Source organism: Bradyrhizobium sp. JR4.1 (assembly GCF_040548605.1).
GTDB classification, from domain to species: domain Bacteria; phylum Pseudomonadota; class Alphaproteobacteria; order Rhizobiales; family Xanthobacteraceae; genus Bradyrhizobium; species Bradyrhizobium canariense.
Window position 1 is genome coordinate 70,888 of the sequence record NZ_JBEPRY010000030.1, and the last position, 14,300, is coordinate 85,187.

Annotated in this window: 14 protein-coding genes and 1 tRNA gene; 10 read left to right on the forward strand and 5 right to left on the reverse strand. The window is 63.2% G+C overall.

Annotation, left to right across the window (positions count from 1 at the left end; translation table 11 throughout):
- Positions 1-445: 445 nt before the first annotated feature.
- On the reverse strand, positions 446-1,384 hold the full coding sequence (locus ABIB90_RS36270; protein WP_354202478.1) for an OmpA family protein: 939 nt from the start codon (positions 1,382-1,384) through the stop codon (positions 446-448).
- Positions 1,385-1,542: 158 nt separating this feature from the next.
- Between ABIB90_RS36270 and ABIB90_RS36275 the strand changes: the two genes are divergently transcribed.
- On the forward strand, positions 1,543-2,349 hold the full coding sequence (locus tag ABIB90_RS36275; RefSeq protein ID WP_354202479.1) for a lytic murein transglycosylase: 807 nt from the start codon (positions 1,543-1,545) through the stop codon (positions 2,347-2,349).
- A gap of 190 nt (positions 2,350-2,539) precedes the next feature.
- On the opposite strand, the gene ABIB90_RS36280 is transcribed toward ABIB90_RS36275, so the two are convergent.
- Positions 2,540-3,373, reverse strand: coding sequence for an SDR family NAD(P)-dependent oxidoreductase (locus ABIB90_RS36280; protein WP_007596608.1), 834 nt, complete (start codon positions 3,371-3,373; stop codon positions 2,540-2,542).
- Positions 3,374-3,502: 129 nt separating this feature from the next.
- On the opposite strand from ABIB90_RS36280, the gene ABIB90_RS36285 reads away from it, so the two are divergent.
- From ABIB90_RS36285 to ABIB90_RS36300, 4 genes are all read left to right on the forward strand, one after another.
- Positions 3,503-3,877, forward strand: coding sequence for a response regulator (locus tag ABIB90_RS36285; protein ID WP_007596606.1), 375 nt, complete (start codon positions 3,503-3,505; stop codon positions 3,875-3,877).
- A gap of 56 nt (positions 3,878-3,933) precedes the next feature.
- Positions 3,934-4,545 carry a LysE family translocator gene (locus ABIB90_RS36290; RefSeq protein WP_007596605.1) on the forward strand — a complete coding sequence of 204 codons (612 nt, stop codon included), beginning with the start codon at positions 3,934-3,936 and terminating at the stop codon, positions 4,543-4,545.
- A 564-nt stretch (positions 4,546-5,109) separates the two neighbouring features.
- Positions 5,110-6,321 carry a GGDEF domain-containing protein gene (locus ABIB90_RS36295; RefSeq protein WP_219683005.1) on the forward strand — a complete coding sequence of 404 codons (1,212 nt, stop codon included), beginning with the start codon at positions 5,110-5,112 and terminating at the stop codon, positions 6,319-6,321.
- Positions 6,322-6,354: 33 nt separating this feature from the next.
- Positions 6,355-6,981, forward strand: a complete 627-nt coding sequence (locus tag ABIB90_RS36300) for a peptidoglycan recognition protein family protein (RefSeq protein ID WP_007596601.1) — start codon at positions 6,355-6,357, stop codon at positions 6,979-6,981.
- A 182-nt stretch (positions 6,982-7,163) separates the two neighbouring features.
- On the opposite strand, the gene ABIB90_RS36305 is transcribed toward ABIB90_RS36300, so the two are convergent.
- The 3 genes from ABIB90_RS36305 to ABIB90_RS36315 form a co-directional block, all read right to left on the reverse strand.
- Positions 7,164-7,505 carry a hypothetical protein gene (locus tag ABIB90_RS36305; protein ID WP_354202480.1) on the reverse strand — a complete coding sequence of 114 codons (342 nt, stop codon included), beginning with the start codon at positions 7,503-7,505 and terminating at the stop codon, positions 7,164-7,166.
- 192 nt (positions 7,506-7,697) lie between these two features.
- Complete coding sequence (gene rpoH / locus ABIB90_RS36310) at positions 7,698-8,597, reverse strand: RNA polymerase sigma factor RpoH (protein WP_007596598.1); 900 nt, start codon at positions 8,595-8,597, stop codon at positions 7,698-7,700.
- Between the two features lie 217 nt (positions 8,598-8,814).
- Positions 8,815-9,822, reverse strand: coding sequence for an RluA family pseudouridine synthase (locus ABIB90_RS36315; RefSeq protein ID WP_354202481.1), 1,008 nt, complete (start codon positions 9,820-9,822; stop codon positions 8,815-8,817).
- Here ABIB90_RS36315 and ABIB90_RS36320 point away from each other — a divergent pair.
- The 5 genes from ABIB90_RS36320 to ABIB90_RS36340 all read left to right on the forward strand — a co-directional run bounded on the left by ABIB90_RS36320 (position 9,821) and on the right by ABIB90_RS36340 (position 14,068).
- Complete coding sequence (locus ABIB90_RS36320) at positions 9,821-10,165, forward strand: hypothetical protein (protein ID WP_354202482.1); 345 nt, start codon at positions 9,821-9,823, stop codon at positions 10,163-10,165. The two genes, ABIB90_RS36315 and ABIB90_RS36320, sit on opposite strands and share 2 nt — an antisense overlap.
- Before the next feature lie 248 nt (positions 10,166-10,413).
- Positions 10,414-10,488: transfer RNA gene (locus ABIB90_RS36325), tRNA-Glu, on the forward strand.
- Positions 10,489-10,588: 100 nt separating this feature from the next.
- A complete protein-coding gene (locus ABIB90_RS36330; RefSeq protein WP_354202483.1) occupies positions 10,589-12,382 on the forward strand; it encodes a tyrosine-type recombinase/integrase in 1,794 nt (597 codons plus the stop codon).
- Between the two features lie 17 nt (positions 12,383-12,399).
- Positions 12,400-12,600: a hypothetical protein gene (locus ABIB90_RS36335; RefSeq protein ID WP_354202485.1), complete on the forward strand. Its 201-nt coding sequence runs from the start codon at positions 12,400-12,402 to the stop codon at positions 12,598-12,600.
- Between the two features lie 52 nt (positions 12,601-12,652).
- The gene (locus ABIB90_RS36340; protein ID WP_354202486.1) at positions 12,653-14,068 is read left to right on the forward strand and encodes a hypothetical protein; all 1,416 of its coding nucleotides are present in this window, start codon (positions 12,653-12,655) and stop codon (positions 14,066-14,068) included.
- Positions 14,069-14,300: the final 232 nt, after the last annotated feature.

Here is a 14,300-nt window from a genome sequence, read left to right on the forward strand (position 1 = left end):
GCTTCTTCGAGGAGACCCTTACCTTCAGCCTTGCCTCACCCTTGCCGCAACAAACGGCGGGCCGCGAAGCCCGCCGTTTATTTTGGTCTTCAGCGTCGCCCGGGGCTGGCAGGGCGACAACCTAGAATAGAATGTTATAACCGGCGCCATGCCATGGCAAGGCAAATCGTTGGCGCTGCGATGTCGCAGCGAGCGCATGAGATATGCAGTGGTCGCGACATCGCGTTTCGATCAGCATCAAAGCAATTGCTTGGACGGCTAAAGCACTTTGTTCATATTTCCTGCTCTCGCAACGCAACGCAGCGAGCGCTGCGCGCCTTGTCAGAACGCGCGTTTGCCTGCACGTATTCCCGCGTGCGTGCAGAAGTCGCGCTGACAAACATGTTAATCCGTTTTCGCCCTTCACGCTGTTCCCATCACGTTACGAGTGCCGCATGCACCGTTCTCACGGCGCCACCAGCTCCACGCGCCGGTTGAGCGCACGGCCTGCGTCCGTTGCATTCGGGCCGACCGGCGCCAGCAATCCAACACCGGCAGTGCGCAACCGCGCCTGCGCGATGCGAAAGTTCTTCACCAGCTCGGCTGCGACGGCTTCGGCGCGGCGCTTCGACAGGTCGAGATTGTATTCATAGGCGCCTTGGCTGTCGGTGTGGCCGACGATGAAGACGTTGAGCTGCGGCTGGCTCGTCAGCAGCTTTGCGATCTGCTCCAGCGTCGGGCGGCTTTCCGGTTTGAGCACGGCCTTGTCGGTGTCGAAATAAATGCCGTAGAGCGCGATGTGGCCGGTCTCGCCAAGCTCCTTCGCCATCGCGGCGGCGTCCACCATCTTGTTCGCGATGGCGCCGAACTCGGCGACGGTGACCTGCGTGGTGATGTCCTGGTTGTTCTGGCTGACCAGGACGCTGGCGAAGGTCTCGCGCCCGCCCTCGGTCTTGCGGCCGGCGTAGTAACGGTAGTTGAAACCATCGACCCACATCTGCGGGACCGGCAACGTGTCGATGGCTTCGGTAAAGGGAATGGCGCCGCAGGCATCGGTGTCGCAGGCGAGCAGGGTCTCGAAGCCGGCTTTCGCAAGCTGCGTCTCGAAATTGCGCGACACTTCCAGGATCGAGGGGCCGGGATTGGTGCGATAGGCGATGCGAAAGACGCGACCCTCGAGCCGCCGCGCATCGACGGGCTGGCCGTCCTTGAAGGGAGCCGCCTGCATCCGCGCCGCGTCAAAATCCTTCATCACATATCCGGTGATGACGCTGCCGGCGAACCGGCCGATGCCGGGATAGTCGCGGCTGCCGGCGACATCGCGCGTCTGTGCGGAAGCGGCCGTCACGGTGAGGGAGAGCAAGGCGAGGACGGCGAGCATCCGGCGCGACATGGACATAGACATGGTCATCTCGATCGGTTGGGGAGGGGGCGAGCGCATTTGATTTGTCGCAGACAGGATGCGATCGGTTCTGGCGGGGATTTGCCGCTTTGACGCGAATCCGGTTCCCGGGCATGATCGCGCGCTGCCTTCCCCGCCCATTCCCTGTAGGATTCATCCGAATGTCGAAATACGCCTTGGCCATCGCCGTCATCGCCTCTCTGGCCGGCGGATCGGCGCAAGCCGCGCGCTGCGGCGGCGACTTCAACAGCTTTGTCGCCAGCATGGCCTCGGAAGCGCAAGCTGCCGGCGTCTCGGCGAGCGTGACCAGCGCGGCGCTCAGCGGTGTGCAGCAGGACGGCGCGGTGCTCGCCTTCGACCGGCGCCAGCGCTACACCTTCAACAAGAGCTTCGAGCAGTATGTCTCGACCCGTGTCGGCCCTGGCCGCATCAATGGCGGCAAGGCACTGCTGCAGCGCCACGCCGCACTGCTGTCGCGCATCGAACAGCAGTTCGGCGTGCCCCGTTATATCCTAGTTGCGATCTGGGGGCTGGAGAGCGATTTCGGCAAGGGCGACATCGGCAAGCTGCCGGTGATCCGCACCCTGGCGACGCTCGCGCATGACTGCCGCCGCACCGAGCTGTTCCAGGGCGAGCTGCTTGCGGCGTTGAAGATCGTGCAGCGCGGCGACCTGCCGCTGCGCGACCTGATCGGCGCCTATGCCGGCGAGATCGGCCAGACCCAGTTCCTGCCGTCGTCGTACGTCAAGTACGGCGTCGATTTCGACGGCGACGGCCATGTCGATCTCCGCCACAGCGTCCCCGACGTGCTCGCCTCGACCGCGAACCTGCTCCACACCAGCGGCTTCAAGATGGGCCAGCCTTACGGCGAAGGCACCGCCAATTTCGAAGCCATGCGCGAATGGAACAGGGCGGTGATCTATCGCAAGACGATCGGGTATTTTGCCGATCGGCTGGCGGGGCAGTGAGGGCGTGACGTCTCTCCGCCGTCGTCCTGGCGAAAGCCAGGACCCATTACCCCAGGCGGGACTCGTTACAACGACTGGCAGTCACGTACCTGGTAACTGGCAGTCTTCGCCAAACTGAATTCGGTGGCTATGGGTCCTGGCTTTCGCCAGGACGACGGCCGCGGGTGAATGATGCCATTCGCCTCATGCCTCACTTCGTCCCCTTCGCCATTCTCTCCAGCTTGCGCTGTAACGGCGCCCAGTACGTTCCCGGGCGGAAGCGCTGCAGGAGATCCATGAAGCGCGCGTCGTTACCGATCAGGATGCGTGGCTCGTTTCTTTCGATGCCCCTGATGATGCGCAGCGCGGCGTCTTGCGGCGTGGTCTTGGCTGCGTTCTCGAACCGCTCGATCGATTGCGACCGGCGCGCATTGTCGGTGACGCCGACCCCGGTGTGCGAATTGCGGGCGATAGCGGTGGCGACGCCGCCGGGATGCACCACCGACAGCCTCACGGCGCTGCCCGCCATCGCAAGCTCGTGCCGCACGCTCTCGGAAAAGCCGCGCACCGCGAATTTCGCCGCGGCATAGGCCGACTGTCCCGGCGGGGCGATGATGCCGAAGATCGAGGACAGGTTGACGATGTGCGCCTCGCCCATCGTCTTCAGATGCGGCAGGAAGGCGCGCGTGCCGTGCACCACGCCCCAGAAATTGATGTCGAACAGCCAGTCCATCTGCGCCTGGTCGATCTCCTCGAACGAGCCCATCAGCGCCACGCCGGCATTGTTGACGACGATGCCGAGCGCGGGATGCGCGACGGTCGCCTCACGCGCGAACTGCGCGATGTCGTCGGGTTCGCTGACGTCGAGGCGATGCAGGCTGACCTTGCATGCAGCTCCGATCTCGGCCGCGAGCGTCTTCAGCCCGGCCTCCTCGCGATCGGCGAGCGCGAGATCGCAGCCGCGCCGCGCAAGCTCGATCGCCAGCGCGCGGCCGATGCCGCTTGCCGCTCCGGTGACGGCGGCGGCGCCGCGGATCGCAGTCATGATGATCCCCCGTCGAGCCTCTCGAGCGGAACTATGATTTACATTTTTTCATATTGGAACCGAACCGCATCGCGGTTCCCACCTTAACCTACGTTACTTGATGAAGACAGGCAGCATTGGGAGCCGCCGATGGGACAAGCACAGCCATTTCGCGCCACCGCACTGATCGTGGAAGACGACCTCATGCAGAGGGAGATGCTCAGTCTTCTTCTCGAAGAAAGCGGCTACGACGTCATTCAGTGCGAGAGCGCCGAGGCGGCCGAGCTGGTGCTCGACAAAAGCGCGGGCGTGCTCTGCCTGATGATGACCGACGTCCAGCTTGCCGGCCGCATGAACGGGGTCGAGCTCGCGCACGTCGCCAAGGACCGCAACCCCAGGCTCGACATCGTCGTCACTTCCGGCCGCCCCTTGATGCAGGCCTTGCCCGACGGCGCAAAGTTCTGGGCCAAGCCCTGGGCGCCGCTCGACGTGCTCCGAGAGGCCGAGATCGCGCAGCTGTCCTGACGGTCGGTCCGGCTGGCCGGCTTTCGTGGTCCCGGGCGCGGTGATAAGGTCGGTCCATGACCTTGTCCTTCCTGCTCACTTCGCTGATCGTCGTCGCCTCGCCCGGCACCGGCGTGCTCTACACGCTGGCCGCCGCGCTGACCCGCGGCTCGCGCGCGAGCATCGCGGCCGCCTTTGGCTGCACCCTTGGAATCGTGCCGCACATGACGGCCGCGATGCTGGGGCTCGCCGCCGTGCTCCACACCAGCGCGCTCGCCTTCGCCGCACTGAAGTGGTGCGGCGTCGCCTATCTGCTCTACATGTCCTGGCAGGCGCTGCGCGAGACCGGGGCGCTGGCAGTCGACGGCGAGATCCGCGAGCGTTCGGTCGGCCGGGTGATCGTGACTGGCTTCCTGATCAACATCCTCAATCCAAAGCTGTCGATCTTCTTTTTGGCCTTCCTGCCGCAGTTCATCGCCGCGGACGAAGCCCATGTGTTGGCGCGGATGCTGGAATTGAGCGGCGCCTTCATGGCGATGACATTTGCGGTGTTCGTGGTCTACGGCCTCTGTGCGGCCTCGGTGCGCGAGCGCGTCATCTCCCGCCCGCGCGTCATGGCCTGGCTGCGCCGGAGTTTTGCTGCCGGCTTCGCCGCGCTCGGCGCCAAGCTGGCGTTCGCGGAGCGGTAGCTTCTCCAGCCGATAAAAAAGCGGGCCTTGCGCCCGCCACCTTCGATCTCTCGACCTACCCGAAGCCCGGGCGGAGCGAGCTCCACCCGGGCAAAGAATAAGAAGCCTCGTTACTTCTTCTTCGCTGCCTTCTTGGCCTTTTTCTTCGTCGCCTTCTTCGCCTTCTTCGCTTTCTTAGCCATAGGATCCTCTTCAGGGTTAATGGTAAAACGCGACACGAGGGATGCTCGGCGGAGGGCCAGCCTCGCAACATCCTCGACGACGAACTCAGCAGATTCGCGCGCTTCTGCCCCGCGCTGTCACATCCGTGTCATCGCGTTATCCACAGCTCAGATGCGTTTTCTGGTGATTTTGACCCGCGAATCCGCATCGCCGGCCATGCCTAACGATCCGACAATGCGCCAGCCGTTCATGATTCCAAAACCAAAGGCATGTTTTCGCGGATCGCAGTGAGACTCCGTTAAGCGCGACGGCCGCATTGTCCTCCGCAAGAAAACGGGGACGGGTCATGAACGGACAGCTGGCAGGGACAGAGGGCGCGACGCTGCGCGTGTGGCGCGCGCCATGCTGAACGTGCCGACGCTCTGGACCGTGTTCGTCGTCAACTTCCTGGCGCTCGGCCTGATCTGGGCCTACGTGACGCGCTCCTATCCGAAATTCGCGGCCGCGCGGTTCTGGATGGCATCGTGCTTCGTCGGCGCGACCGGCACGATGGCGGCCCTGATCCGCCTTTTCGTCGTTTCGCCTGTCCCGCTTCTGCTCGGAGCCGCCGGCGTCATCGCGGCGAGCTGCCTTGCCGCCATGGGCATTCAGCGCTTCTACGGTCGGCCGGTGTCCTGGCGCCTCATGACCGCGACGGGAATTCTCAGCCTCGGCGGCGTCGTGTTCTTCATGGTCGCATACGATCACATGCAGCTGCGTATGCTCAGCTACTCGCTCGGCCAGGCGCTCCCGCTGGCGCTATCGCTGCGTTTGCTGCTCTCGCCGCCGGAAGGCCGCGCCAGTCCGGGAGCCCGGCTCTCCGGCATCGTGATCATCACCATCATCGCGATCTTCGCGGCCCGTGCGGTCGGCAATCTGCTCGGCGGCGATTTCTCGTCGGTCTCCGGAGGGCAGTCTCATGCCGTCATGGTGCTGGGGCTCCTGTTCCTGTCGATGACGCTGAATTTTGGCTTCCTGCTGATGGCGATGGACCGCCTGCGCAACGAAGTTGCCGACCTCGCGCTGCTCGACGATCTCACCGGTGTCGCCAACCGGCGGCACCTGTTGCAGCGGCTGGGTGAAGAATGCGCCCGCTCGGAGCGCAGCAGCGAGCCGTTCTCGCTGCTGGTGATCGATCTCGACGGCTTCAAGGCCGTCAACGACACCCATGGCCATGCCGCCGGCGATGCCTGCCTGCAGCACTTCACCCTGATGGCGCAGACGCGCTTGAGGCCCGGCGACATGCTTGCCCGCACCGGCGGCGACGAATTCTGCGTCGTGCTGCCGTCGTCGACCTTGCGCGAGGCGGCTGTGATCGCCCGCCGCGTGCTCGAGGTCTGCCGCCAGGATGCCGTCAACTGCACCGGCATCGACATCCCGATCGCGATCTCGATCGGGGTGGCGCAGTGGGACCGCGGCGTCGGCCAGTTTCCGGACCGCCTGATCGCGCATGCCGACCACGCCCTCTATGCCGCCAAGAAGAACGGCAAGAACGACTTTGCGGTCCACGATCCGGCGCCGCCGCTCATGCCTGACCCGATCGGTCCAGGCGAGGCCTTGCGCAAATTCGCGTAAGGGCGTGCTAATCTCTGGTCCGCATTGGACCGCATGATGATCTCTCGCCTGCTCGCGGCCGTTCTCGCCGCTCTCATTCTGATCACACCCGCCGCCGCGACCGACGCCGAGCTCGCAAAGCTCGCGCGCGCCTCCGGCACGCCCGACATTCCCGGCCTGAAGATGGTGTGGCTGGCGCCATGGGGCGATGTCGGCAACGCAAAACCCTGGCGCAACATCATCGTGCACCAGACCGAGGGACCGGCAGGCTCGGCGCGCGGCGGCGCGCAGGTGCAGGCTAAGAATCCCACGCGTCGCGGCGTCACATTGTGGGTCGAGACCGACGGCACCGTCTATTGGGCGGTCGCGGAAAACCTGGTGCCGACCCACGGCGACGGTGCCAACCGCAACGACAATAAGTACATCGACAACAAGCCGACCTATCGCCAGGTGGTGCGCGACAATTCGATCGGCGTCGAGTTCGCCGGCAACTATCCCGACGTCACCACGGGCCCGACCGCGGCGCAGGTCGCGGCGTGGAAGATCCTCGTCCAAATCCTGCGCGCGCGCTACGGCATCCCGCTCGACCACGTCTATGCGCACAACTGGATCGACTACAAGGACGCCCGCTATTGCGAAGGCTGCTGGCTCGCGACGCTGGCGCGGGTTTGGGGGGAGTAGGTTAGGGAGGCGCTGGTGGTGCGCTCTTCCCTTCTCCCCTTGCCGGAGAACGTGGCGCAAAGCGCCGGATGAGGGGTATCTCTCCGCGAATGACCATGTGAGAGGCGTGCTCGCGGAGGCAACCCCTCACCCGTCTCGCTCCGCGAGCCACCCTCTCCCGCAAGGGGAGAGGGGAAAAGCAGCTACACCGGCTGCGACATCCAGCCGAACAGCCGCCTGACCAAGCCCGGCCGCTGCGGCAGTTCCGGCGGGCCGTCCGCCGCGAGCACGCGTTTGAAGAAGTAGTCCAGGAACACCATGTCGTTCGGCTCGGTGACGGTGAATGTCTCGTCGCCGAAATAGACGCTGTAGTTGAAGAAGAACGGACCCATCAGCGGGATCGTCGCGGTCGAGGCATAGTCCTTCGAGATCACGAACTCCGACGGCTCGAGCCCGTGGTCGCGCATCGCCTGCTCGACCAGCGGCAGCTTGCGCATGAACTGGGCGGAGAAGCCGCCGACGGTGGATTGCAGGATGATCGACACGATCTGTGCCCGTTCTCTTGATGCTGTCGGCCCAATGCTTTTGGTCGGTCGACCGGCAGCGCGGGTTCAAGGTGCCTGGTCCGCGTCACGGCGAACATGCTGCACCTCACACGCAAACAAAAAAGCCGGCGTTGCCGCCGGCTTTTCTGTCTCTTGTCGATCCGCCAATCTCTGGCGCCAAAAACCTCGCGCTTAGAGCGCGGCTTCCAGCGCGGCCTGTTCGGCCTTTGCGATCGTGCCCTTGACCGCGGACTGCACCTTCTCGAAGGCGCGGACCTCGATCTGGCGGACGCGCTCGCGCGACACGCCGAACTCGGCGGCAAGGTCTTCCAGCGTCATCGGCTCATCGGCGAGGCGGCGCGCCTCGAAGATGCGGCGTTCGCGCGGGTTGAGCACGCCCATGGCGCCGTTCAAGGCGTCACGGCGGTGATCATACTCCTCGTGCTCGGCCAGCATGGCTTCCTGGTTGGGCGAATTGTCGACCAGCCAGTCCTGCCATTCGCCGGCTTCGCCGTCGTCGCGGATCGGAGCGTTGAGCGACGCGTCGCCACCGAGGCGGCGGTTCATGTCGACCACGTCCTGAGCCGTGACGCCGAGACGCTTGGCAATGATGGCCACCTGGTCGGGGCGGAGATCGCCTTCGTCCAGCGCGGAAATCTTGCTCTTCGCCTTGCGCAGGTTGAAGAACAGCTTCTTCTGGTTCGCGGTGGTGCCCATCTTCACGAGCGACCACGAACGCAGGATGTACTCTTGAATCGACGCCTTGATCCACCACATCGCGTAGGTGGCGAGACGGAAGCCCTTCTCGGGCTCGAACCGCTTCACCGCCTGCATCAGGCCGACATTGCCTTCCGAGACGACCTCGGAGATCGGCAGGCCGTAGCCGCGATAGCCCATGGCGATCTTGGCCACGAGACGAAGATGGCTGGTGACGAGTTGGTGCGCGGCGTCGCGATCATCGTGCTCGCGCCAACGCTTGGCGAGCATGTATTCCTGCTGGGGTTCCAGCATCGGAAACTTGCGGATCTCGCCGAGGTAACGGGAAAGGCCGGATTCGCCATTAAGGACCGGCAGGGTAGCTGTACGGGCCATAGTGCGCCCTCCAAACAGGTTCAGGCCCCCGATAGCGGCGGGCCAGGCAGACGACCGCTTGGTTAAAGCCGATCGGTGCTGCGATGTTCCGCGTTGGTCTTCAACGCAAGCGCAATATACTCCATCGGGAGGCAAAAAGGGAAGGATTGCTGACGTCACGTCCCCGTGTGGCAGCTATAACTTTTTGTAATGTAAAGCATTTCTGAAGCGGCCTGCGTCATAGCGCCGCTTGCAGGGCCCCCTGAAGGAGAAGCAAATCCTCCGGCAGAGGCGCTTCCCAGTGGAGTAATTCTCCCGTCCTCGGGTGCTCCAATACCAGCAGGTAGGCGTGCAGGGCCTGCCTCCCCAGCGCGGCGAGAGCGGCCTGCGACTCGGGGCTCAGCTGGTTTGCCTTGGTCTTGAAATGCGGGCCGTAGACGGCATCGCCCATCAGGGGGTGGCCGATATGGGCGAGGTGGACGCGGATCTGGTGGGTGCGCCCGGTCTCGAGCTCGCAGGCGAGCAGCGTCGCGATCGGCTTGCCGTCGCGCCCGTTAAAGCTTTCCAGAAGCTCCCAATGCGTCACGGCCTCGCGGCCGCCCTGGCGCACCGCCATCTTCTCGCGCGCATGCGGGTGGCGGTCGATCGGCGCGTCCACGGTGCCGCGATGGCGGCCCGGCAGCCCCCAGGCGAAGGCCATATAGCCGCGCCGCATCGGCCCGGTGCGGCCATGGTCGGCGAATTGCGCGGTCAGCGAGGCATGCGCGAGGTCGTTCTTGGCGACCACCATCAGCCCGGTGGTGTCCTTGTCCAGCCGGTGCACGATGCCGGGCCGGCGGACGCCACCGATGCCCGACAGTGATGAGCCGCAATGGGCGATCAGCGCATTCACCAACGTGCCGGTCTCGTGGCCGGCCGCGGGATGCACCACCAGCCCCTTGGGCTTGTTGAGGACGACGATGTCGTCGTCCTCGAACACGATGTCGAGGGCGATATCCTCGCCTTTCGGCTCCGGCGCGGCCGCTTCCGGCACGTCGATTGTGATCGTATCGCCGGATGCGACGTGATAAGCGGGGTCCCGGATCGCGGCGTCCCTGAGGCTCACCGCGCCCGCCAAAATCAGGGCTTTCAGCCTCGATCGCGACAGCTCGGCAAGGTGCACAGCCAGCACGCGGTCGAGCCGGGTCGAGCCCTCGGAGCCTTCGACGACAACCTCCAAACTTTGCGCAGAGCCAGAATTTTCCATGACGACGTCTGATACCGTTGTTCCCGAACCGAGCCCCGAGCAGGCCGCGCTGTTCGCGCGGGTGCGGCGGATGATGCTGATCGCGGGGTTGACCACGGCGCTGGCAATCTGCGCCGTGCTGATCGCGGTGGGCTACCGCCTTTTCAAGTCCGAGGGAAGGGCGCCCGAGCCTGTCGGCGACGTCACCGCCACCCTGCCCAAGGGCGCCAAAATCGTCTCGAGCGGCGTGGCCGGCGACCGGCTCGTGATCACGCTCGATGTCGGCGGCGTCACCGAGATCCGCACCTTCGACGCCCACACCTTGCGGCCGGCCGGAAAGCTGAAATTCGCCAACGAGCCGTAAGGCGGGCCTGGGGCGCGGAACTCGCCTCAGCCGTCGTCCTGGCGAAAGCCAGGACCCATAACCACCGAATCCGGTTGCGCGCACGAGATCGTCGTTCCGGTTCGCCTTAACCACGCCCATTCGGGGTGATGGGTCCTGGCCTCTGTGCGCAATTGCGCACGAGGCCAGGACGACGCCAGATGGACCTTTGAAACCCCTCGATCCCCGCTTGCCGCCGGCAAAATTCGAGGCTATGTCCTCTCCCTCACGCTCCCTTCGTCTAGCGGTTAGGACGCGGCCCTCTCAAGGCTGAAACAGGGGTTCGATTCCCCTAGGGAGCGCCAGTCCGTAAAAGCCCTCATTGAAATCAACAACTAGCACGAATACAAGCGCTTAGCTGCCGCGTGGTGGTCACAAGCGGTGGTGCTATTCGTGCGAATATTGATGGGCGTCATCAAAGACAGACACGGGACGTATTGCGCCCGAAAGACGGTGCCAGAGGGACTTCAGGCGGCGGTTGCTCGTGAGCTGAACAACGGCAAGCCGGTGCAGAAGCACTTGAAGAAGTCGCTGGGCACCAAGGACCCGCGAGAGGCCAACATTCGTGCCAAGCCGGTGCTGGCGGAATTCGACCGCATCATAGCCAAGGCCAAGGCAAACCTTGCGGCAACCACGGTGCCCATAGCCAAGCGCACGAGCCTGAACGACACCGAAATAAAGCGTATGGCCGAGTGGGTGTACGCAACGGCGCTGAAGGAAGATGAAGCGCTAAGGTTTTCGGGCAGGCTAGAGACAATCGGACCAAACGGCGAGAATGTTAACGAGGATGCTCTGGGGGACATCTTACGCGATTGTCAGCAGCAGTTTGCTGTCGGTGATGTTTCTTTCGCCGAGCAGCGCGCCCAGAACGCCCTAGCAAGCTTCGGCATCACGTTAGACCAAAGCGGGCTGGCCTATCACAAGCTGTGCATTGAAAGCGCCAAGGCGTTCCTAACGGCCCTTGATGACATTGGGCATCGTTACGCGGGTGCAGTTATTGAAACTCCGCGCTTACCCGATTCCAAAGCCTTAGACAGCCACCGGGAAGGCGGAACGCTGCAAGATGCGCTGGCTGGCTGGAAGAAACACCGCGTAATGCCCAAGGGCACCGTGAATGAGACGAGCCGTGCAGTGGACATGTTCATCCAGCTTCACGGAAACATGGCTGTGGCGGCAATTAAGAAGCGGCACGCGCTGGAATATCGTAGTGCCCTCCAAGACGCCCCGCGCCATCGCACAGGCAGCCTGCGAGGGGCCACGTTGCCTGAGCAAGCCGCTTGGGGCCGCGAGCACCCAGAGGTACCCCGGATCACCGCCGCAACCATCAACAAGCAGCTAGGCGGCGTGCAAGCCATCTGTGTATGGGCGAGCGATAATGGCCTGATCCCCGATAATGTGCAGTGGGTCGATCCCTTCAGCAGACTGAGGTTGCCAACGGAGCGCTCTGAGCGAACGTCGTTTGAGATTGCAGAATTGCAATCCCTGTTCAACGCGCCGCTATTCACCGAACACCGCTTCCCTGTTGGCGCGCACGGCGCGGCCGGATTTTGGCTGCCGGTGCTAGCGCTCTACACCGGAGCGAGGCAGGCAGAGCTGGGCCACCTTACCGCTGACAACGTGAAGGTTGATGCCCAGACAGGCGTGGCGCTCCTCTACTTCGTCACCGAGAAAGCACGAGGCAAGCGGACTAAGACAGATGCCTCCGAGCGCACCGTGCCCGTTCACCCGGAAGCGATCCGCTTGGGCTTCCTAGATTATGTAGAGGGGCGCCGCAGTGCGGATAGTGCGGATGCTTGGCTATTCCCTTCCCTGTCACCAGACAGGGGGACCGCAGGCGTGCCTGCGTGGTCGAAATGGTTTGGTCGGTATCTGCGTGACGAAGGGGGCGTGACCGACAAAGCCAAGGTCTTTCATAGCTTCAGGCATACGGTGAAGGACGCGCTGCGTAGAGGCGGCGCTGACCACGAGATACGTGAGGACCTTATAGGCCACGCTCAGGCGTCCACTGTTAGTGGTGGCTACGGCGCTAACGCCATGCTGTCCCGTTGGGGCGCTGAGGCGCTGTCGGACGCCATCAAACGCATTTCCTATCCCGGCCTTGACCTGTCGCGTGTCAAGCCGCTGGGCGCGCCACCGCGTACGCGCGACAACACCAAAGCAACTAAGGGACACCGGACGCATACCGGAGCACAAGGATAGCACGGAGGCTTCTAGCTATGGCATACGCAGAGACGCGAGACGGCAAGCTAACAGGCTTGTGGGCGGGCGAGGTGGAGCGCAAAGACGCGGGCAGGGTGTTTAGACAGACATTCGCGACACAAAAAGAAGCCGAGAGCTACGAAGCGTTCGTGCGCAGCGTCAAGCCCGCCAAGATGAAGCGGGCTATGGCCGTGCGGCTGCCCGCCCGCAAAACGTAGCAGCACCAGCACAGCGCTCGCGCGAGAATGTAACGATAGGAAGAAGACTACGTTGTTGAAATACGCACTTTCCGCTGCCACAGAGACGGAAGCACCTAATAGCGCTGAGCTGCGCGATGCTACTTTCGCTTCTCTTGAGGGACACCCATGCACCGAAGCGGCGCAGGCTCTCACCGAGGCCGTTAACGAACAGGTGCTGCATCTGTTAGCCCACATAGAGTTTTTCGGGGAGCGCAAGGCGAACCGCAAGAAGCTCAAGCCAGCTATCGCAGCTTTCTTAGCTGATCTACTGAGCGCTGAGGGCAAATGGGTTTATCGGTCACTCAAAAAGGACAGCTTCACGGGGCAAGAGGTCGGCGCGTGGGCGTTCATTCCTCTCCAGCACGCCATGCGAGAGCTTGGCCTTGTGGAGCATCATGGCGGTGTCGTTAGTCATTGGGTCCGATTTGACGAAGGCGGACCGGCACTGGCCAATCGTCGAAGGGCGTCGCGTTATCGTCCTACCAAGAAGCTCATAGAGCTGGCGGGCGAGCACGGAATTCGCTTGGAGAACGCGCTAGACCACTTCGACTATGGCTTGCCGAAACAGCCGCTTCAGAAACGCGCCGCGAGCACTAGAGTTGGTCGCCGTAAGGTCCAAGGCGAACTCATGAAGTTCGAGCACACGGACCTGTCCCTAAAGCTGGAAGCGGACGTGCAGGAGCTGAATGAGTTTCTTGCAAAACAGACCTTTGGTGGGGGCTGCGTCCACCGAGGCTACGTGCGTATGTTCCACAACGGCGATGCGGCAGACTTCAATTGGGATCAAGGCGGGCGGCTGTACAGCCAACCGTCAGACAAGAGCTACCAACAGCAGCCCAGCGAGAAACGCCTTGAGATGACCATCAATGGTTCGCCGATAGTCGAGATTGATTTGCGAGCAAGCTACCTGACCATCTTCCACGCTTGGCATGATGTGCAAATCGACAAGGAACAGGACCCTTACGTCATTCCCGGACTGGGCGAGGAGGCGCGGGATGTCGTGAAGCTTTGGGTGGCCGCGACCTTCGGCAACAACGAGCCGCTGCGCAAGTGGCCCACAGACCTTCTGAAGAAGTACGAGGAAAAGCATGGCCATCCTCTGGACCGCAAGAAGTACCCAGCGGTCCGGCTAGGTGAGCAGATAATCAAGCACCACCCGCTTCTCGGCCAATGGGGGCGGCCGCCGAAGGATGGGCGAGCGCGCACTTGGGCTGATCTCATGTTTGACGAGAGCCGCGTTGTGGTTGCGGCGATGCAAGGGTTGATGCGGGCTGGCGTCCCTAGCCTAGCGGTGCATGACAGCCTGATTGTTCCCGAACAGCATGAGCGCCAAGGCGCTATGGCGTTGATGGCAGCTTTCGGTGGGCATTTCCGCGTCGGGAGTATCCCGGTCAGTCCCAGCCTCAAAATCAACAGCAGGCGGGGAAGCTACAGGTTCCTACCGTGATGCCGCCGCCTTACCCTGCCATTGGTGCCTATAATCCCTAACCCACAATGATAGAGAGAAAGGGAAAAGGGGAGGAGGGAAGGGAGCAGGAGAAGAACTGCGCCTGTACCATAACGGAGAACGAATTTGACTGTGACGTATTCCTCCGGGGTGGGCCGCCTTGTTGAGTTGCAGGTATCCGACGAGGATCTAGCTTTAAGGCTAGCCTTAAGGTCGGTAGATGCGGGTAGAG